The 21,680-nt window shown below is 37.9% G+C and carries 20 protein-coding genes and 1 pseudogene; all 21 read left to right on the forward strand.

Annotated elements, in window-relative coordinates:
• Positions 1-190 precede the first annotated feature (190 nt).
• On the forward strand, positions 191-478 hold the full coding sequence (locus SPI61_RS01110; RefSeq protein ID WP_321136305.1) for a hypothetical protein: 288 nt from the start codon (positions 191-193) through the stop codon (positions 476-478).
• A gap of 167 nt (positions 479-645) precedes the next feature.
• Entirely contained in the window at positions 646-1,584 is a 939-nt protein-coding gene (locus tag SPI61_RS01115) for a hypothetical protein (RefSeq protein WP_321136306.1), read from the forward strand.
• Positions 1,545-1,697: pseudogene (locus tag SPI61_RS01120) on the forward strand (hypothetical protein); the annotation flags it as partial. The gene SPI61_RS01115 and the pseudogene SPI61_RS01120, both read left to right, overlap by 40 nt.
• Positions 1,694-1,894, forward strand: coding sequence for a hypothetical protein (locus SPI61_RS01125; protein WP_034547689.1), 201 nt, complete (start codon positions 1,694-1,696; stop codon positions 1,892-1,894). The pseudogene SPI61_RS01120 and the gene SPI61_RS01125, both read left to right, overlap by 4 nt.
• A 132-nt stretch (positions 1,895-2,026) precedes the next feature.
• Positions 2,027-2,440 (forward strand): hypothetical protein, encoded by a 414-nt coding sequence (locus SPI61_RS01130; RefSeq protein ID WP_321136307.1) that lies wholly within the window; start codon positions 2,027-2,029, stop codon positions 2,438-2,440.
• 891 nt (positions 2,441-3,331) lie between these two features.
• Positions 3,332-3,679 (forward strand): hypothetical protein, encoded by a 348-nt coding sequence (locus SPI61_RS01135; protein WP_321136308.1) that lies wholly within the window; start codon positions 3,332-3,334, stop codon positions 3,677-3,679.
• Complete coding sequence (locus SPI61_RS01140; RefSeq protein ID WP_321136309.1) at positions 3,669-4,823, forward strand: C39 family peptidase; 1,155 nt, start codon at positions 3,669-3,671, stop codon at positions 4,821-4,823. The genes SPI61_RS01135 and SPI61_RS01140 overlap by 11 nt, the downstream gene beginning before the upstream one ends.
• 147 nt (positions 4,824-4,970) lie before the next feature.
• The gene (locus SPI61_RS01145) at positions 4,971-5,339 is read left to right on the forward strand and encodes a hypothetical protein (RefSeq protein ID WP_321136310.1); all 369 of its coding nucleotides are present in this window, start codon (positions 4,971-4,973) and stop codon (positions 5,337-5,339) included.
• Positions 5,340-5,786: 447 nt separating this feature from the next.
• Positions 5,787-6,305, forward strand: coding sequence for a ClbS/DfsB family four-helix bundle protein (locus SPI61_RS01150; RefSeq protein ID WP_321136311.1), 519 nt, complete (start codon positions 5,787-5,789; stop codon positions 6,303-6,305).
• A 368-nt stretch (positions 6,306-6,673) separates the two neighbouring features.
• Positions 6,674-7,354, forward strand: coding sequence for an isoprenyl transferase (locus tag SPI61_RS01155; RefSeq protein WP_321136312.1), 681 nt, complete (start codon positions 6,674-6,676; stop codon positions 7,352-7,354).
• A gap of 1 nt (position 7,355) precedes the next feature.
• Positions 7,356-8,177, forward strand: a complete 822-nt coding sequence (locus SPI61_RS01160; protein WP_321136313.1) for a phosphatidate cytidylyltransferase — start codon at positions 7,356-7,358, stop codon at positions 8,175-8,177.
• Positions 8,174-9,193: a M50 family metallopeptidase gene (locus SPI61_RS01165; protein ID WP_321136314.1), complete on the forward strand. Its 1,020-nt coding sequence runs from the start codon at positions 8,174-8,176 to the stop codon at positions 9,191-9,193. Before SPI61_RS01160 ends, SPI61_RS01165 begins: the two co-directional genes overlap by 4 nt.
• A gap of 4 nt (positions 9,194-9,197) precedes the next feature.
• Positions 9,198-10,256 carry a flavodoxin-dependent (E)-4-hydroxy-3-methylbut-2-enyl-diphosphate synthase gene (gene ispG, locus SPI61_RS01170; protein WP_321136315.1) on the forward strand — a complete coding sequence of 353 codons (1,059 nt, stop codon included), beginning with the start codon at positions 9,198-9,200 and terminating at the stop codon, positions 10,254-10,256.
• Positions 10,243-14,304, forward strand: coding sequence for a PolC-type DNA polymerase III (locus tag SPI61_RS01175; RefSeq protein ID WP_321136316.1), 4,062 nt, complete (start codon positions 10,243-10,245; stop codon positions 14,302-14,304). The genes ispG and SPI61_RS01175 overlap by 14 nt, the downstream gene beginning before the upstream one ends.
• Positions 14,305-14,407: 103 nt before the next feature.
• On the forward strand, positions 14,408-15,760 hold the full coding sequence (nusA, locus tag SPI61_RS01180) for a transcription termination factor NusA (RefSeq protein WP_321136317.1): 1,353 nt from the start codon (positions 14,408-14,410) through the stop codon (positions 15,758-15,760).
• Positions 15,761-15,768: 8 nt separating this feature from the next.
• On the forward strand, positions 15,769-16,062 hold the full coding sequence (gene rnpM, locus SPI61_RS01185) for an RNase P modulator RnpM (RefSeq protein WP_321136318.1): 294 nt from the start codon (positions 15,769-15,771) through the stop codon (positions 16,060-16,062).
• 1 nt (position 16,063) lies between these two features.
• Positions 16,064-18,484: a translation initiation factor IF-2 gene (infB, locus tag SPI61_RS01190; protein ID WP_321136319.1), complete on the forward strand. Its 2,421-nt coding sequence runs from the start codon at positions 16,064-16,066 to the stop codon at positions 18,482-18,484.
• Entirely contained in the window at positions 18,477-18,905 is a 429-nt protein-coding gene (gene rbfA, locus SPI61_RS01195) for a 30S ribosome-binding factor RbfA (protein WP_321136320.1), read from the forward strand. Before infB ends, rbfA begins: the two co-directional genes overlap by 8 nt.
• The gene (locus SPI61_RS01200) at positions 18,862-19,872 is read left to right on the forward strand and encodes a bifunctional oligoribonuclease/PAP phosphatase NrnA (protein WP_321136321.1); all 1,011 of its coding nucleotides are present in this window, start codon (positions 18,862-18,864) and stop codon (positions 19,870-19,872) included. Before rbfA ends, SPI61_RS01200 begins: the two co-directional genes overlap by 44 nt.
• Positions 19,862-20,731: a tRNA pseudouridine(55) synthase TruB gene (truB, locus tag SPI61_RS01205; RefSeq protein ID WP_321136322.1), complete on the forward strand. Its 870-nt coding sequence runs from the start codon at positions 19,862-19,864 to the stop codon at positions 20,729-20,731. The genes SPI61_RS01200 and truB overlap by 11 nt, the downstream gene beginning before the upstream one ends.
• Positions 20,732-20,740: 9 nt before the next feature.
• On the forward strand, positions 20,741-21,604 hold the full coding sequence (ribF, locus tag SPI61_RS01210) for a riboflavin biosynthesis protein RibF (protein ID WP_321136323.1): 864 nt from the start codon (positions 20,741-20,743) through the stop codon (positions 21,602-21,604).
• Positions 21,605-21,680: the final 76 nt, after the last annotated feature.

Genomic DNA, 21,680 nt, shown 5'->3' on the forward strand with positions numbered 1-21,680 from the left:
AATGGATTTTTTAAAATCCTCATCATAACGCTTTGTAGTCATAAAAGACCTCCTTTTATAATAATAATATATTTTTATTTCTTTGTCTACAATTATGGAGTTTGTTGCTATTTATGTGTCTACTAATTTGAGTATGTTCCAGATAATTTCAAAAGAAAAAATATTTGGGTTGATGCTAGTATTATTTTTTATGATTAATTTAAGCTCTTGTTTAAATTCTAATGATAAAACTATAAACAAAGAAAAAGATGAAATCTCTTTGACAGTTAATATTTATGATGAAAAACAAGAAACTTTTAAAGAATTAGTCACAACCCAAGATCAACAAAGAAAAATTTTAGAAGAGTTAAATGAATTGAAGAAAGATTCTAGTTTATATGATTCAAATAATCAATATCTAGGATTGGATAATGCCTATTCTGAAGGAACATATTTAATTAAAGTACATGATAATAAGGAATATGAGATAGAAATATGAGATGACGATTCCCTTAGTACAGATAATAAATATTGGTACAATATAAAATCGAATAATAAGGATACAGAGGGGATATACAAAACTTCTTATAATTTGAAAGAAAGAATAGATAAAATTATATTTGGGGAAGACAAATAGTTAAACAAAATTATATGAGGAGGTAAGAAATGAAAAAAAGATTTACTCTATTAATAGCCATGATGATGCTGTTAACAGCAATGTCAACAAATGTATTTGATTCATCAGCAAATAATAACTCAGAAGTCAGCCCTAAAGAATGGCAAGAGTGGTTTAATGGTCTAAGTAAAGAGGAACAATTAAGTGTAAACTATGAGCTAGTACAAACACTTAGATTGTCGGATAAAGATATAGAATGGTTAAACTGGTATAATTCTCTTTCTAAAGAAGAGCAATTAGCCGTGAACTATGTTCCAAGTAAAGTTTTAAAAGTATTCAGTACTAATGAGGTTTTAAAAGTTAATATTGACGACATATATGAAACCAAAACCTTTTTGATAGAACTACAGAACCTATATCCGACAATGGAAACAGAGTCTATAAATCAATATATATCATCTTATATTGAGATTTTCAATATGTATAGGGGTATGTATCCAAATCTTTCAAATAAGGCTATCGCAGAAAAAGCAAAAGCTAATATGTTAAATAAGATAGAGTATATGGTTGATGATAATGAGTATTATAAAAGTAAAAATAGTAAAGTTTCTTATGAGCCAGATGGATATGAGCTAGTTGTTAATTATATTAATGAAAACCTAAATCCAGGATATGAAGCGACACTAGATACAACTGAAAAGAATATTGAAATCTTAAAGAAAAATCTTGATAAAATGAACAAATCGGATAAAGAGTTGGCTCTGCTATATATTGAGGATATGGAATCAGAAGATAATTTCGACGAAACAATTGTTAAAAAATATTTGAAAACAAATATTTTATATAGAAGCTCTGAAAAAGATGCAGCTTCAAAAGGTGTTGCTTATGCAAAAAGTATTGGGAGAATTATAATCCCACATTTCCTGATTGGGGTGTTGATTGTGCTAATTTTGTTTCTCAATCTCTGTATGCGGGAGAAAAAAAGATGAAACGCCAATATCCTAAAATAGACGATAGTAGAAACTGGTTTTATTATGGTTCAGAAAAAAAACCAAGCCAAGTATCTTCTACGTGGCGTGGTGCAAAGGAGAATATTATATGACATTAAAAGTTGTAGCAAAAGTTTTCGGTTCTTTAATTCCTGCTATGATCGGGACATATTTGTTAGTTAAAGATTATATAGCAGCAGCAAATCATCCTGAATGGAGTGTTTCGCCAATGGTAATGTGGGTGAAATTTGGCGTAGGTTTGATTGTTAGCATCATCTTGCTCTTTGCTGTTTTTAGACAAAAGAATTAAACAGTTTTTGTGTCCACTAATTTGAGTATGTTCCACTTCTTATAATTTGAAAGAAAGAATAGATCAAATTATATTTGGGGAAGACAAATAGTTAAACAAAATTATATACAAAGAATTATTAAAGGAGTAAAAATGAAAAAGTCATTATCTAAATTGACAGAATTTAGGATTAAAGAAAAAATAATTTACTTGTTGGCAAAAATCATACCCATGTTCACTTTATTATTTGAGTGGTCAGGAATTTATGGTGTAAAACAATATTCTGGACTTGCTTATATTTTTTATAACAAGGCTAGTTCTATACTTGGTCTAATAATTATTTTTGGAGAAATGTTTTTAAAGTCCAAGCCTAAATATAAGATGGGGTTAAACCTACTTGGTCATTTAATATTTTGGGGTCCTTTATTTTATGCAGCAGTCACAGAAACTAATAATATAAGTAATTTGACAATTATGTTTTATGTTAGTTTGTTTCTTGTAATCATGAGCTTGATATTACAACTATTAATATCAAAACGCAAAGGGAAGGAGTTCAAGGATATATAAAAAACTTTATAAAGTCAGAGTTAAAATATATTTTTATTCTAACGGATATAGAGTTTTTAGAATTATCTTATAGAGATTCTTCTGGTAAATATATTTACGATCTAGAAGAATGTGATAGAGACTATGGAAGTCTTAGTTATCCAACATTTTGTGGATACTATATAACTAGATAAAAAACAATCTTACAGAGGGGCATATCTCCTCTGTAAGATTTATATTATTATGAAATTAACGATAAGTACTCTAATTTTGATAGTCCATAAATGGGATTATTTAGAAAAGTATTAACATAATGATTTAGGTAGTGGAGTTTATTATTGGGAATTCTACATTGAGGACTCTTATAAATTAACAATAATTGGTAAAGACAAGAATAATAGAGCTGATGAAATTAGAATTGAAAAAAAGATTTAAGTTATATATACGTAATAGCAGTATTTTATAGACATTTGTGATTAAAAATCTATTATGCAAATAGTAGAACTATAAAAAAGAATTTATCTAATACACAAATTTTATGAAAATTACAGATGATTGTGTATATTTAAAGAAAATGGGGTGAGTCGTGAAAAGAAGAAAAGTTAGAATCAAGCTTGTTATTTTATTTATTGTTTTATCAATAATGTATTTTCCAATAAAATATCATTATAAAGACGGAGGATCAATTTCATATAAGGCTATTTTATACTCATATACAAAATATCACAAATTGGAAGATGATGGTTCGTATTTTATAGATACTGAATTTTTAATTTTCCCATTTAATTTTTTTAAATAAAAGAGAAGATTATTATTATGAAGATAAGAAATATATAAGTTGTATTTATAGCCATTTTAGTTATGTGTTGCTTTTCGCTATCGGTACCAGTATATGCAAATGGTGGTTTAGCAGTGTCGGCAGGTAAAAATTTTGGCGATGGAGTAGATACAAGAGAAGATGCAATCAATGCTTCTTCAGCATACAAGAGTGCTGGCTATAGAGTAGTTACCTTAAAAGATCCAACAAAAAGTGATTTTACAGATACTCGCTTGAGAGCAGATATTTTATTTTTATCTGGACATGGGAACGAAAATGTATTAAGTTTTGGAACATATAAATTTGTATGTCAGTCAGGTTCTTCAAATAGTAATTATACAAATTTATGGAGTACCGCTAGAAATCAAAAATTAATAACATTTGCAGGCTGTAACACAGCTGGAGGAAATAAAAAAGGAGGCAGGAAAAAAGTTGAAAAATAGTAGGGATAATAAGAAAATAAAATTAAATTTAATATGCACGTTCTTAATGCTAATTATAGTATTTTCCATAATCGGGGTAACTGCATATTCTACATGCACAGATAAAGTTGATAGGAAAAATAGCTATGATATTGAAACTAATCTTTTAGTTAAAGAGAATAAAGTGGATAATATTGATAATGATTTGCAACCGCAAAGGAAAATTAAGTTATTAGATTTTGATGCAAATGTAGTTGCTGAATATATAGAATTCAAAAATGAATTAAATGAATATGTGGGATATGTAATAAAAGATGTAAAAAGTGGGCATATATATGATTATAGCAATGAAGGAATTTTACTTGGAGAACTTTTAGAAAAAGCTGGTTTGACCTATGAAGATGCGTATAGAGAAATAGTGTATTTTGTAAATCCTTTTGAAATTTATGTTGAATTAAAAAATGGAGAAATTATTGATTTGATGCCAGAAAGTGGAATTTATCCTTCAACAATTACAAAAAATGAATTAGAAGAAACTTTTTCTGAAAGAAAAGTTGAATTTGGAAGACCTGTTGAACCTGAATTGAAAAAATTAAAAGTTTCAGAATCAACATTTGCAAAAAGATCATATTTTACACCATGTGTTACAGAGGACTTTGATGATATGAAGATTACGGATTCTAAAGGAAGAAGAGTATATCCACACGATCATTGTTCTCCAACAGCTGCAACAACTATAATGAAGTATTTTAAGTATTTAGGTAAATCAAGTTTATCAAATTCTTACAGCAATAATGATGTGTTCGCAAAGTTTTATATTGCAATGGATACTAATGGAGGTGTGAGTGGTAGTAAAGACTCAGGGACTGTGAGAAGTAAAATAGCACCGTCGTATATAAAAGTTGGTAGAGATTTAAATGCAAAACCAAAAGATTCTTCTAAACTAAGTGGAACATCATCTAAAATTATGCAAAGTGAATTGGAAAGAGGAAAACTTCTCCATGTTTCTGTAGATACATTAGGTTCAAAAAAAGGTGGACATTCAATTGCTGTTGTATCATATTCTAATGGTTATTTTGAAATAGCTGATGGGTGGAGTGCAAGTTTTAGAAATGTTGCATATTCTGATATGAACGTCAAACAGGTAGTAGCTGTGAATTATTAAGTTGAGAGATTTTGATTAAAGACAATTAAAAAAATAATATAATATTATAAAAAAGGAATTATGAAAAAGTTATTCCTTTTTTAGTGAGATAATTTGTCAAATCAAGTGCAACAGAAAATTTATTTATTAAGGAGAATATTATTAATAATGAGTAAAATGTCAAAGAAAAATAAGAGTATTCTTTTAGCTACTATAATAGTTGTTTTTATTATAATTATTTCCGTGGATGTGTTTGTAGAACCTAATCCACTCCGCGTAGCAACCGGTTTTATACAAGTTTGCATTTTAGACAAAGAATGTTATGAGATTCAAGAATATCCTAGAATTATGATTGCTAATAAAGATTTAGATTTGGTTGATTATATGAAAGATTTAGGGTGGACATATGTAGAAACGAGTGACGCCAATAAGTCAGTGATGGAGAATATATTCGAGTTCAGATATAAAGAGATGGTGTATGCATATGTGAGAGTTACAGAGCATAAAAATTATTATATTTGGGAGTTGAACGAATAAGATTATTAAATTAAAAAACTTTTGCGTTTCCTCCCTTATGTGAATAGTTTCTGATATTTATTGGAATATAGATAATATGGCAAATGGTTAAGGAAATAAAATAGTTAAAATGTTTTTAAGCGATTAGAATTAAAGTCTAATCGCTTTTTATATAATATGGTTCTTTAGGCTCGGCATATATTTTTAATTCTATAATATGTTTGTTAATAAATCCATCCTTCTTCAGATGAAGATGATGAATTGTTATTAGGATATTAAATTTATTCTAAATTGAATTCTTGTCATGGATACGATACAATATCTGTGACAAAGGAAGATTTGAGTTCATATATGGAAATTATTTTATAGAAAATAAATAGGAACAGTATGATTACAAGTTTATAAATTAATATAAAGATAAAAATATTTTTGGTATAATATCTGTATACAAACCACGGAGGTCGACATATGAGGTCTTATGAAAGTAAGGAAGAATTAAAAAATGAGATAAAGAAAACTTTTGAAAAGTATATTTCGGAGTTTGATAATATACCGGAAGAACTAAAAGACAAAAAAGTAGAAGAAGTTGATAGGACACCGGCAGAAAATCTTGCCTATCAAGTAGGTTGGACAACTTTACTTTTAAAATGGGAAGAGGATGAGAAAAGAGGTATAGATGTTAAAACGCCGTCGGATAATTTCAAATGGAATCAACTTGGAGAATTATATGAGTGGTTTACAGATACTTATGCTCATAAATCTTTAAATGAGCTAAAAGAAGAACTGACAAAAAATGTAGCTAATATTTGTTTTATGATTGATGAATTAACAGATGAAGAGTTATTTAAAACACATATGAGAAAATGGGCGGATGGGGCGACCAAAACTGCAACTTGGGAAGTGTATAAATTTATTCATGTAAATACAGTAGCGCCGTTTGGAACATTTAGGACTAAGATTAGAAAATGGAAGAGGATAGCTTTGTAGATTTAATATGAATAAAAAAGAAAATTTTGAAATTTAGTTGCCTATATTTATATCTTTATCAACTTTTATTTATGCAATTATAATTTAAGTAAATGACGAAGAAATGTTTTAGCGGGAGAGGAATCTTCCGCTATTTTTTTCTCTACTAAACCGAAGCCTGTTACATAAGGCGTTTATGGAAAAATTAAATGTAATAAATATAAATTTTTCGCACAATCATTTACTGGATAATTTGATTTATAAACGTCAAATCATGTGAATCAAGCGGTTTTTAAAGTTATAATTTTATACAAATATAGAATTCATTTTTTGAAAATTATCTTATTTTATGGTATTCTATATTAAAGATTATTTTTAAAGAGGATTTTATGCATTTAGCAATTATTATGGATGGAAACGGCAGGTGGGCGAAGGCGCGCATGATGCCGAGGACATACGGCCACAAGGTCGGTATGGAGAAGGTTATAGAGACGATTGAGTGGGCGGACGAGCGAGGCATTGATGTTCTCACGCTTTACGCTTTTTCGACCGAAAATTGGAAAAGACCCGAAAGCGAGGTCAGTTTTTTGATGAATCTTTTGGTCACTTATGTGGACAAGGAGCTCAAGCGTTTACACGAAAAGAATGCGATTGTACGCGTTTTGGGCGATATGTCGGCTCTTCCGGAGATTGTTCAAAAGAAGCTCGGGGAATCAATCGAGCTCACAAAGAACAACACGGGACTCATCGTGAATTTTGCAATAAATTATTCGGGACGCGCGGAGATTGTGCATGCGGTAAACGGAATTATAGAGGATGCAAAGGCGGGGAAAATCGACAAGGTCGACTACGAAACGCTTTCGGATTATTTTTACACACATGGCGAAGAAGACCCCGATTTGATTTTGAGAACGAGCGGAGAGCAGCGACTGTCGAACTTTTTGCTTCTACAGGCCGCTTATTCGGAGCTGATGTTCATCGACGAGAGCTGGCCCGAAATAAACCGGGAGATTTTGGACAGATGTATGGACGATTTTAAAAAGAGAAATCGCAGATTTGGAGGTTTGTAGAATGTCAACATTTAAAACGCGTTTAATTACGGGGATTTTCATTGTCGCAGTGTACGCAATTATGTATTTTTTGGGAGCGACAGCAGTCACGGCATTTACAACGCTCATGATGCTTTTTGCGATTGTCGAACTTCGAAATGCATTCAAAAATATCGATGTTAAAATAAATTATGTGCCGATTATGATTGCGGTTTTTTTGAAAGCCGCACTTTCGTATGTGATTAAAACTTTTGAGTCGACGAGTTTTCTCATTCCGTTTGAGCAACTTATTTTCGCGATTTTGGTTTTAACACTTTTTATAACATATATTTTCGATTTGACGGAAAAGAGACTCTTAAACATCGGTATGTCGCTTATGACGGCGTTATACATTGTTTATATCGGGACTTTTTTCTCGAATTACACGAGCGAGAATCACCACTATTTTCTAGTAATTTTCGCAATAACAACGGGTGCGGATGTGTTTGCATATTTGGGAGGCTCGCTCTTTGGAAAGAAGAAGCTCTGTCCGAAAGTCTCGCCGAAAAAAACTGTGGAAGGAGCAGTTTGTGGACTTTTGGGAGCGATTGGACTCGGTCTTATTCCGATTCATTTTCTTTTTCCAAGTGTGAAAATCGACATAAAGTTAATCGCAGCGCTTTTGATACTTGGAATTTTAGCTGAGTTTGGAGATCTCTTTGCATCGGGCATAAAACGCGCCACGAGAATCAAGGACTACGGCGACATCTTGCCGGGCCACGGTGGAATTTTGGACAGATTTGACAGTCTTTTGTTCGTTTCGTTCGGGCTTTATATTATATTTATTGAAATGGGGATTTTATGAAGATAGTTTTATCATTATTTATTTTACTTTTTATCGTGACCGTTCACGAATGGGGACATTTCATTGCCGGAAGAATTTCGGGCGTTCGCGTCTATGAATTTGCAATCGGCTTCGGACCTAAACTTTTTTCGTGGTTTAAAAACGGAACGAAGTTTACCATAAGGCTTTTGCCGCTCGGCGGTTTCTGCAGTTTCGACAAAGACGAAACCAAAAACAGTGAAAAGGAAGAACGACTTTTCGAAGAGTTTGATGATTCGAAATACACTGCACTTCCTGATGCATCGTTCGGAAAGAAAATGTTTATTATTTTAAACGGAATCATCATGAATTTCGTGCTTGCTTATGTTTTATTCTTTTTTATTTTTACATTTATAGGCACGCAAAGCATGACGGTTGACCAAATCATGCCGAATTCAGTCGCCGAAAAGGTCGAAATGATGCCGGGCGACGAAATTTTAAAAGTAAATGACAGAGATGTAAAAAATATTACCGAATTTACGAAGGACAAGGATTTTCTTTCGGAAGACGGTTTTAAGATGACAATAAAGAGAAACGGTGAAATCGAGACGGTTGACGTTCCGAGTTTAAAGGAAGATGGGTCATTCGGCGTTTCATTTAAACTTATAAAATCGCCGGCAAAGGCTTTCAAAGAAGCGGCAACGACGATTTGGGAAATGCTCGGACAAATTTTCGGAGTTTTGAAGAAGATTTTTGTAAAAGTTGACGACCAAATGATGGGAATTGTCGGATTTGCAGGATTTATGACGAAACAGGAAAGCATAAATCTTTTGATGGTTCTCCTTTTGATTGCGGGAATCAGCGTTTCGGTCGGTGCATTTAATCTCTTGCCAATCATTCCTTTGGACGGTGGACAAGCGGTCATCTACATCGTTGAAGCGATTATCGGAAGACCGATTTCGGAAAAAACAAGAACGGTCATTTCATATATCGGAATGGCATTTATGCTATATTTATTTGTTAGAGTGACTTATAACGACATTTTAAGATTGAGGTGATTTTATGTCGGAGACCTTGAAGATATTTGTCGGAGGAGTTCCCGTCGGAGGGGGAGCTCCTGTTAGCGTACAAACAATGACGAATATGGACACGAAAGATGCGGAAGCGACGGCAAACCAAATTCTTTTGTGCGAAAAATATGGACTGGACATCGTTCGATGTGCGATAAACGACGAGGCGGATGCAAAGGCTTTAAAAGCAATTAAAAAACGCATTCATGTGCCGGTTGTGGCGGACATTCAATACGATTACAGCCTTGCGATGTGGGCGCTTGAAAACGGAGCGGACTGCATAAGAATAAATCCGGGCAATATGAAGAGTAGAGAGGATTTGAAGAAGCTTGTCTCCGCTCTAAAATCAGAAAATGTTCCGATAAGAATCGGAGTGAACTCGGGTTCGATTGCGACCGATGTGATCGACCGCTTCGGCGGTGTGAACGCAAAGTCGCTTGTTTCTTCGGCAATTGCGGAGACGGAGACTTTGGAAGATTTGGACTTTAGAAATTTCAAAGTCGCGATAAAAAGCTCCGATATAAAGACATGTGTCGAAAGTTATAGAGAATATTCGAGGCTTAAGAATTATCCGCTCCACCTCGGCGTGACCGAAGCGGGACCGTACGAGGAAGGCTCGATAAAGAGCGCAATCGGCATCGGAACTCTGCTTCTCGAGGGAATAGGCGACACGATAAGGGTGAGTTTAACAGACGAGCCATACAAAGAGGTCATTGCGGGGAATTATATTTTAAAGAGTCTCGGGCTCAATAAACGCGGAATAAACCTTATCAGCTGTCCGACATGCGCAAGGACAAATGGGGACATGATTTCTATGGTCAAGGATTTTAAGCGAAAAGAGCCGAAAATCAAGGGCAAGATGAGCGTTGCAATTATGGGTTGCCACGTGAACGGTCCGGGCGAAGCAAGAGAAGCGGACATCGGACTTGCCCTCAATAAAAACGGCGGCATTATTTTTAAAAAGGGTAAGATTTTGGAGGAAGTCACGAGACAAGACGCTATATCAACGCTTATAGAGAGAATTACGGAGATTGACAATGAACATAATTGATTCTGTTTTAACATGTGACGAGGACAGAAAATTTTATAGCGAGAGAGGTTTTCGAATCGACAAGGCGGTTCTGTACGAAAAAACGAAGGAACTTGACATTTTCTCGACTTCGGACATGGAGCTTTCAAATGAGGATATTTCGTTTTTAAAAAATAAATTCAGCGATTATTTCCCGGCATATACGATTTCGATTGACAATTTTTCGAGAAATTTGAATGAGCTTGAGGACGAGGACTACGACCTTGCGATGATTGAGGAGACTATAAACAACACTTCGGAGGGTGAATATGAGGACTTCAAAGCCAAAATCGAAAATGAGGATGCGAGTTACGTCGATAACCATCAGACGATTATGGAGAATCTTAAAAAAGAGTCGAAGGATAAAAAGTCAAATGACAAGCCGCAAAAAAAGACTTATTATAAGCCGAAGACAAACAAATTCGGCGAGGTTATAAAGATTAAAGAGCTCGCTGAAGAAGACACTTTCCCGACGATTGAGGGGGAAGTTTTTTCTATTTCAAAGACGGACACGAGGACTGAAGGACTAAAGATTGTCAAGTTCTTTGTGTACGACGGCACGGAGAGCATCTGTGTAAAATGTTTTTTGCGCGATGAGCAAAACGACGAGTTCGACAATTCCGTTAAAAACGGCACGAGACTGCGTTTAAACGGCGAATATAAATATGACAAATTCGACCATCAAATGGCGGTTATTATGCGAAACTATGAGGTGCTTCCTAAACTCCTGAAAATCGACGAGAGCGTTAACAAACGCGTCGAGATTCATGCGCACACAAAGATGAGCCTTCTCGAGGGTTCGATTGAGCCGGAGGATTTGGTCGGCATCTATAAACAAATGGGACACCGCGGGATTTTTGTTACCGACAATGCGTGCGTTCAAGCTTATCCGAACGTCATGGACATGGGAGACGAGACTTTTAAAATAGGATACGGTATGGAAGCGAACTTTTTTGATGACACCGAAAAATATGTTCAGGATTATAGCGAAAACAATGGAGACTATGTGGTTTTCGATATTGAAACCACGGGGCTCAATCCATACGAATGCGAGCTCATTGAAATCGGTGCTGTTAAGGTCAGAGACGGCGAGATTATCGAAAGATACAATCAACTCATAAAGCCGAAGTCGCCGATTCCGACTGTCATATCAAATCTCACGAGTATAGATGACGAGCTCGTAAAAAATGAGCCGTATTTTGAGGACATCAAGGATGATTTTCTCGCATTTATCGACGGATGTGTGCTCGTTGCGCACAACGCAAACTTCGACGTCGGGTTTATTAAGCAGAAGTTTTTGAAGTTCGGCATCGAGATAAAAAATCCGTTTGCGGACACGATGAAGATGGCGCGCGATTTGGTTGAAGGTGTGAGAAATTATAAGCTTGACACTTTGACGGACAAGTTAAACATAAGGCTTGTCAGCCACCACAGAGCTGTTGACGACGCCGAAGCAACTGCGCACCTTTTCATAAATATGATGACAATGCTCAAAACTTCCGGGAAAATCGAAAGTTATTCCGACCTTTACAAAGTTTCGTACGAAGACAGGCGCACGAGCTATCGTATGCTTCTTTATGCGAAGAACAAAGTCGGACTTAAGAATTTATATCTCATCATCACAAAGAGCTGCACCGAGAACTTCAACAAAGTTCCGCGTGTCAGTTTGTCGGATTTGATGGAGCACAGAGAGGGGCTTATCATCGGCGCTGAAGCGGTCAAAGGCGAAATTTTCTCGTATTACTCCGACGGTTTTCTCTATTCGGACATAAAGAGCCGCCTTGAGAAATACGATTTTTGCGAAGTGCAACCGACCGACCACTACGCCGGTCTTATCGGTGCTAAGTATCCCCAAATTTCAAATATTTCGAATGTTCTCGGAGGATATTTCGAATTTTTATCGAATGCAAATATGAAGATGATTGCGGGCGGAAATGTGTATGAGAAAACGCCGGAAGATGTTATATATCGAAAGATTTTGGGAAAAAGTCGCGGAGACTTCAGGGCCGACTCTGCACCGCCGCTATATATAAAAACTACACAAGAGATTATGGACGGGCTCGATTATATCCCGTACGACAAAAAAGAGGAAATTGTGGTCACAAATTCCAATTGGTTACTCGACGAAGTGGAAACTATGAGAGCGATACCGCGAGAAAAATTTCCACCGATTATCGAAGGCTCGGAAGATGAACTTCGAAATACATGTATCGGAAATGCAAAGAAAATTTATGGAGATCCGCTTCCGGAGATTGTCGATAAAAGACTCGAAAAAGAGCTGCATTCTATAATCGGAAACGGCTACTCCGTCATGTATATTATTGCAAAGAAGCTCGTTAACAAGTCGAACTCCGACGGTTATCTCGTCGGGAGCCGTGGTTCGGTTGGCTCGAGTTTTGCGGCAACGATGAGCGATATCACCGAGGTAAATCCGCTTCCGCCGCATTATGTTTGCAAAAAATGTAAGTACAGCAAGTTCTTTACAAACGGCGAGTACAATGTCGGAATCGATATGCCGGACGAGGTGTGTCCGGTGTGCGGTGAGCCGCTTAAAAAAGATGGATTTAATATTCCTTTCGAAACATTTTTGGGATTTAACGGGGACAAAGAGCCGGATATCGACCTCAACTTTGCGGGTGAATATCAAAGTGTGGCACATAAATTTGTCGAAGAGCTTTTCGGTGAGGGCTATGTTTTTAGAGCGGGAACTCTTGCGAAAATACAGGACAAGGTCGGATACGGATATGTAAAAAACTATTTCGAAGAACACGGAGAAGTGGTCTCCGAAGCTGAAATAAATCGACTTATAAACGGCATCGTCGGCATTAAAAGAACGACGGGGCAACATCCGGGCGGGATTATGATTGTGCCGAAAAACAAGGACATCCACGATTTCTCGCCGATACAATATCCGGCGGACGACGCGTCGACCGGAGTTTTTACGACGCACTTTGCGTATAAAGCACTCCACTCGAACATTTTAAAACTTGATATTCTTGGGCACGATGGTCCGACTATGATAAGGATGCTTGAAGATTTGACAGGTGTTAAAAGTGATTCTATAAAGCTCGACGACCCGGAAATTTTGAAGATGTTTGTGTCGACTGAACCACTTGGTTTAACGAAAGAAGAACTTGGCTCGGAAGTTTCAACATTTGGAATTCCTGAGTTCGGAACGGATTTTGTTCGAAATATGCTCGTCGAAACGCAGCCGCAACTTTTTTCGGATTTAATAAGAATTTCCGGTCTTAGTCACGGGACGGACGTTTGGACAAACAATGCACAGATTCTCGTGCGCGAAGGCACTTGCAAAATCGCAGACGTTATTGCAACGAGAGAGGACATCATGACCTATCTTTTAAATGCGGGTCTTCCGAACGATTTTTCTTTCTTTACGATGGAAAAGGTGAGAAAGGGAAAACCTTTGACGCCGGAGGACGAGGAGAAAATGAGGGCGCACAATTTGCCGGAGTGGTATATCGACTCCTGTAACAAGATTAAATACATGTTCCCGAAGGCGCACGCCGTTGCGTATGTCATGCTTTCGTTCAGACTTGCGTGGTACAAGCTCCATTATCCGAGAGAGTTTTATGCGACTTTCTTAAGCACCAAGAAGGACAATTTCGAAATGGAAATCATTTCAAGCGGACTCGATGCAATAAATGAAAGAATGAATGAACTTAAATCGCTTCCGAAAAACACGAAAAAGGAAGAAGAAATTTTAAAAGTTTATGACATTGCGCGCGAGATGTATTTGAGAGGATTTAAATGTGACAATGTGGATCTTTATAAATCGGAATCGGCAAGATTTGCGGTTTCAGATGACGGAATTTTGCCGCCGCTTTCAACAATCCCGAGTCTCGGCGAATCCGTGAGTGAGAATATTGTAAAAGAAAGAGAAATCAAGAGATTTATAAGCATTGAAGATTTGCAAAAACGAACAAAACTTAATAACACATGCGTCAGATTTATGGAGGAACATAATCTTCTCGGGGGTCTTCAAGAGACGAACCAGATGAGTATGTTTTAATCGTAAAAATCTTTTCAAACTAGTTGTATTATTTGTTTGAATATGTTAAAATGTATGTAGATGAGAAAGAGAGGCCGAAATCCTCTCTTTTATATTTATAAAAATGAAAGAGGTGGGAATTATGAACCAAGAATTTTTAGAAGCTCTCGACGAAATTGAAAAAACGAGGGGGATTTCGAAGGAGCAAATTATAGATTCAATCAAAGCTGCATTGGTTTCGAGTTATAAAAAGAATTATAACACGGGAAGCCAAATTGACGTTGATGTGGAGTTTGAAAATCTCGACGACAGAGTTAAGGTTTTCAACAAAAAGACGGTTGTCGAAGAGGTTGAAGATGAAAACACCGAGATTTCCGTTTTGAACGCACAGGAGTATCTTTCAAACCCGAGCGTGGGTGACGTTGTAAGAATCGAAATCACTCCAAAAAATTTCGGAAGAATCGCTGCGCAAACTGCAAAGCAAATTGTTATTCAAAAGATTAGAGACGCTGAAAGAGAAGCGATTTACGGGGATTTTGTGAACCGTGAAAACGATATTATCACAGGCGAAATCAACAGAATAAGAAAGGGCAATGCATTTGTCGACATGGGAAGACTCGAAGGGATTTTGCCTTTGAATGAACAAATTCCGAATGAGATTTTGAACGTCGGGGACCAAAAGAAGATGCTTATTCTCGAGGTTAAAAAGACCGGAAAGGGACCGCAAGTTGTGCTTTCGAGAAGTCACCCGAACCTTGTGAAGAAGCTTTTTGAAATCGAAGTACCGGAAATTATGGACGGCGTTGTAGAAATCGCACAGGTTTCGCGTGAAGCGGGCTCGAGAAGTAAGATTGCGATTTTCTCGAGGGACAAGGATGTGGATCCGCTCGGAGCATGCGTAGGTCTTCAAGGAAATCGTGTAAGAACTGTTGTAGACGAGCTGAACGGCGAAAAAATCGATATCATTCTCTGGTCGAGCGACATGGCTGAATATATCAAAAACAGTCTCGCTCCGTCGGATGTAACACATGTTATTATAAATGAGGACGAGCGCTCAAGCGTTGTGTTCGTGCCGGGCGACCAACTTTCGCTCGCAATCGGCAAGGAAGGACAAAACGCAAGACTTGCAGCACGCCTCACAAATTGGAAAATAGATATCAAGAGCGACGACACATACGAAGAATTTTTAAGAGAACATGCGGATGAACTTGAAGGTCTAAGCGATGAGTATTATGCCAATGACGAACACGAAGACGTTAACGATGATTCCAACGACTTCGACGACGAAGATTATGATGAATATGACGAAAATGAATATGAAGAAGCATACAAATCGCACTATGACAGCGGCTACAGCGACGATTATTCGGATGAGCTTTATGACGATTACAGCAAATATGACGAAGAGCTCGAGATTGACAATGAATATTTTGACGACGATTTTCACGAATCCGATGAAGAGAAAGGCGATGAATAGATAGATATATGAAAAATAAAAAAGCTGAAACTTCATCCAAAAACGAGAGAGTGAGAAGGTGCGTGGTCTGTATGGAAGGTGCGCCCAAACACGAACTTTTTAGGATTGTGAAATCGAGTGACGGAAGGGTCGTTTTTGACAAGAGCGGTAAGATGAACGGCAGAGGGGCATATGTCATGAAGGACGAGAAATGCCTTTTGAGCCCGAAACTCCGCGACAAATTGCAAGTGGCACTTAAAACAAATATAAATAATGAGGACTTTGAAGTTCTTTTAGATGATATAAAAAAGGAGAGTGATTAATATGTCTAAGGTGAGAATTTATGAGTTGGCAAAGGAACTGGACATATCTAGCAAGGATATGTTAAACATGCTTGCTGCACTCAACATTGAAGTAAATTCACATATGGCGAGCATCGATTCGAAGCTTGCCGACGCTGTTGTAAAGCAAGTCGAGCTTGCACGTAAGAAAGTTTACGAAAAACACAGACAAAACGAAGACAGACGTGACGGAAACGACAGAAATGACAGAAACAAGAGGCAAGGCGACAGAAACAGAGGAGACAATCGTGGCGACAACCGCGGAAAGAAGTATTCCAACAACAGAAATGACAACCGTGGCGACAATCGTGGCGGTGACAGACGTCGTGACAACAAGAAGGATTTCAGAAATAAAAACGGCTCAAATGAAGAATTTTACAAGAGAAATCTAGACGACGATGAAGGAAATAGAAATAAGCGTCGTGATCACAAGAAACGCGACAAGCAACCGGAACTCGAAATCTTCGGACCGCCGGTAGAAAAGAAGAGCGTTCCGCAAAAGAATAAAAAGAAATCAAGAGACAAGTACAAGGACAAGAAGTACGAAGACACGGATGTCGATTTCTTTGAAAAGACAAGGATTAATAATAAAAAGAAGAAGCCGAAGAAAAAGGACAAGGAAACGAAGAATGAAGCAACTGTAATCGATGAAGTTGTACAAATTCCGGAATCAATCATTGTGAGCGATTTCTCCGAAAAAATCGGAACTCCGGTAAATCTTGTCATCGGAAAGCTCATTGAACTCGGAATGATGGTTGCGCAAAATCAACCGATCGACTATGAAACGGCTGAACTCATTGCGACAGAATTTGATGTAAAAATCGAGCCGGAAATGTCGAACGAAGAGATTATAAACGACCAATTTGAGCTCGACTTCGAAGACAAAGAGGAAGATTTGAAGCCGCGTCCACCGGTTGTCACAGTTATGGGACACGTTGACCACGGTAAGACAAGTCTTTTGGACTCAATCAGAAATGCTCATGTAAGAACGGGTGAAGCGGGCGGAATTACGCAACATATCGGGGCTTATACGGTCAATATAAACGGAAAGAAAATTGTATTTTTGGACACTCCGGGCCACGCAGCATTCACATCGATGAGAGCGAGAGGGGCAAATATAACGGATATTTCAGTTATAGTTGTCGCTGCGGACGACGGAATTATGCCGCAAACAATCGAAGCTATAAACCACTCGAAAGCTGCAAATGTTCCGATTATCGTTGCAATAAATAAAATCGACAAACCGACTGCAAATGTGGACAGAATTAAACAGGAACTCCTTGAAGAAGGCCTCACACCTGAAGATTGGGGCGGAAGCACAATCACAGTTCCGGTCTCCGCAATGAACGGTCAAGGCATCGATGAACTTCTTGAAATGATTTTACTTGTCTCCGAAGTTGAAGAACTTAAGGCAAATCCGGACAGAAAAGCTGTCGGTGTTGTCGTTGAAGCACAGCTTGACAAAGGCAGAGGTCCTGTTGCAACGGTCCTCGTTCAAAAGGGAACTTTGAATGCGGGAGACGAAATCGTGAGCGGCGTTGCTTCGGGAAGAGTCAGAGCTATGTTTGACGACAAGAACAAACCGATTAAAAAGGCTGGCCCTTCAACGCCGGTTGTAGTTTTGGGACTTTCGGACGTTCCTGAAGCGGGAGAACTTCTCTACGCCGTTGACGACCCGACCATGGCGAGAACAATTGCGGACAAGAGAAAAGAAATGATCAGAGAAGAAGAACTCCGTGATCGCCACAAGGTAAGTCTCGATTATCTCTACGACCAAATTAAGGCAGGGGAACTTAAAGACCTTAATATCATAATCAAGGGTGACGTAAGAGGCTCCGTTGAAGCGCTTCAATCATCGCTTGAAAAGATTTCAAACGACGAAGTTGTCATAAAGACAATTCACACAGGTGTCGGTGGAATTAACGAATCCGACGTCATGCTTGCAAACGCTTCGGGCGCCGTTATCATCGGATTTAACGTAAGACCGAATCTTGCAGCAATTGACCTTGCAAAGGAACTCGAAGTTGATATAAGAACCTATAAAGTTATTTATGAAGTTATAGAAGACGTTGAAAACGCCGTCAAGGGTATGCTTAAGCCGGAAATCAAGGAAGAACTCCTTGGAAGAGCGGAAATTCGTGAGACATTTAAACTCCCGAACAACACTATTGTTGCAGGGGTTTATGTACAATCCGGAAAGATTCTTAGAAATGCACAAGTGCGTGTGTTGAGAGACGACGTTGTTATATTCGACGGAAATATTGCATCTTTAAAACGCTTCAAGGACGACGTTCGCGAAGTTCAAGCGGGCTATGAAGCCGGAATGAGCATAGAAAGATTCAACGACGTCAAAGTGGGTGACGTTTTCGAAGCATATCAAATGGTTGAGGTGCAAAATGGATAAAAGAAGACAGGAAAGAATAAATGCTGAAATTAAAAAGGTTATCGCCGAAGCTTTGAGGGATATGAAAGACCCGAATGTCTCGTCATTAACAAGCGTTACGGACGTTTCAGTCACAAGCGACTTATCTTTTTGCGACGTGAAATTCAGCGTTCTTGGAAATACAAAAGAAAAGAACAAAATTATTGAAACCTTGAAAAATGCGGAAGGTTATTTCAAGACCAAAATTGCAAAGTCGATTTCAATAAGACAAGTTCCGGAGCTTCGAATCGCACTCGACGACTCGATTGAATATGCGGACCACATAAACAGCATTTTAAAAACGCTAAATATCAAGCACAACGACGACAATCCGCTCGATGAAATCGAAGATTATTCGGATGGAGAAAAGTATCAGAATGACGATGAGTTTGGACGAGATTAAAAGATTTGAAAGTTATGCCGAAAAGTTTTCGGAAGCTATTAAAGATGCGAACAAGATTTGCATTTCGAGCCACGTATCCGTTGACGGCGACAATCTTGGAAGCATAACGGCGCTCTACAATTTTTTGAAGGATTTGGGAAAAGATGTCACGCTTTTAAAAAGTGACATCATCCCTAATCAATATAAATTTTTGCCGGGTCTTTCGGAGATTGTATCTCCGGAAGATTTTTCGGGCGAGTGCGACCTTTATTTTTCGATGGACTGCGCCGACTTGGAGAGACTGGGCGACAACAGAGACACGTTTTTAAATGCGAAAACGCGCGTCGTCATCGACCACCATATGACAAATGAGGGATATGGAAATATAAATTTTATCAAGCCGGAAATAAGCTCGACCTGCGAACTGCTTTCTGAGATTCTCTTTAGAACCGGTGAAACTCTCTCGAGTGACGTTGCGACTTGCCTTTTTACGGGGCTTTCGACGGACACGGGCCGCTTTCTTTATACAAATGTGAAAGCCGAGACTTTTAAAGTTGCGGAGAAACTTTTGTCGCTCGGAGCCGATATGAATTTGATAAATTTAAACATTTATCAATCGAAGCCGATAAGAAAGCTCAGAATCCTTGAAATCGGGCTTGAAAAAATGACTGAAGCGCTTGACGGAGCGCTCACATACACGGTTATAACGAGGGACGATATGGAAAAAGCGGGCGCTTTTATCTATGATCTCGACGAGATTATAAATTTTATAAGGGACACGGAAGGCGTTTTGGTTTCCTTTATCGTTAAGGAAGTTGAAGACGACGTTTACAAAGTTTCACTTCGCTCGAAAGGCGACCTCGATGTTTCAAAAGTCGCAACGGAGTTCGGAGGTGGCGGACACAAAAACGCTTCGGGACTGACATACAAGGGGAAAGTCGACGAACTTATAAATTCACTCACAGAGGCAATCAAAAATGAGCTTTAATCTTGACGGCATCCTTCTTGTGAACAAGAAAAAAGGCATGACGAGTTACGATGTGATTCGAAAGATTAAATTCGCATTTAAAGAGATGGACATAAAGACGAAAATCGGGCACTCGGGTACTTTGGACCCGTTTGCCGAAGGACTTCTTATCGTTCTCCTCGGAAAATACACGAGGATGAGCGATTATCTGATGGATCTCGAAAAAACTTACAGCGGCACATTTATTCAAGGAGTCGGCACGGACACGCTCGATATCGACGGAGAGATTATAGAACGCACAAAGACACTTTCTCCCGAACTTATTCTTTCAAATATCTCGAATTTTATCGGGGAGCAAATGCAAGTTCCGCCTTTTTACAGCGCGCTTAAACACAATGGAAAGAAGCTGTACGAATACGCAAGAAAGGGCGAGAACATCACGAAACCGCCGAGAAAGATTTTTGTCTATGACCTTTCTATAAAGAAAGAGTCGAGCGAAAGTTTTTCGTTTGTCACGCGCGTTTCAAAGGGAACCTATGTACGAAAACTCATTTACGATTACACGATGAGTTTGGGTGTCGCATCTTATCTCACGAGTTTAAAAAGAGAAAAGATGGGAGAATTTTCACTTGAGGACGCTCGAGTAATCGAGGAGATAACCCCCGAGAATATCGAGAAAAATCTCATGACGATTGACGACATTAATCTTCCGTACGAGCGTATAACTCTTTCCGAAAGAGAGCGTGAAAAGCTTTCGAACGGAATCAGAATTGATACGGAGCGAGATGGCATCGATGTGGCACTTCTCGAATCGGAGGGAACTGTCTTCGCATTTGGCGGAGTCAAGGACGGACAGATATACACAAGATTTTTTATTTGAGGTTAGAATATGAATGTAGCAACAATAGGTTATTTTGACGGTGTCCACATCGGACATCAAAGACTCATAAAAAAAGTAGTTGAAATGGCGGAGAAAGAACATTTAACTCCCGCCGTTTACACTTTCAATTCATTCGGAAACAGTGGAAAAACGAGTGAAAATATAATGACAAGAGGGGAGAAGGTTCGAGCTTTGAAAGAGCTCGGCGTGAAAAATATCAACACTCTTGTTTTTAGCAGTGTAAAAAATCAGTCGAAAGGAGAATTTCTCGAAAGACTAAAGGACGAATGTCACATTTTGGTTGTGGGCGAGGACTTCAGATTCGGAAAAAATCGCGAAGGCGACGTGAAATATCTTTTGATGAACCAGGACGAAAATTTTAAGGTCATCGTTATGGAAGATGTTATGATTGACGGCGAAAAAATTTCGAGCACTCTCATTAGAAATCTTATAAAAAACGGTGAACTAAAAAAAGCAAATTCTCTTCTTTACGAAAACTTTCGATTGGAAGGGGAAGTTGTTCACGGATTCGGTCGCGGAAAGACATTCGGATATAAAACCGCAAATCTTGAGCTTCCGAACAACCTCATAAGACCGAAATACGGAGTATATCTCTCGAAAGTGGAAGTCGACGACTTCTCGGGCTTCGGCATGACGATGATTGGCGTTGCCGAAACATTTGGAACGAGATTTTCATGCGAGACAAATATTTTCGATTTCGACAAGGAAATTTATGGAAGAAAGATGAAACTCGAACTTGTGGATTTCCTTCGTGAAAACGAGGCTATGGACTCGATTGAAAGCCTTAAGAAGCAACTTGCAAAAGATAAAAATAAATGTTTGAAAATTATTGAGGAAGACTTTACATTCTAGAATAAATGTGATATAATAAACGATGTACCCGAAACAAGGGATTTGGAAAAACCTCACCGATTGCTTTGTTTTGGGC

Source organism: Ezakiella sp. (genome assembly GCF_034180565.1).
Taxonomy (GTDB): domain Bacteria; phylum Bacillota; class Clostridia; order Tissierellales; family Peptoniphilaceae; genus Ezakiella.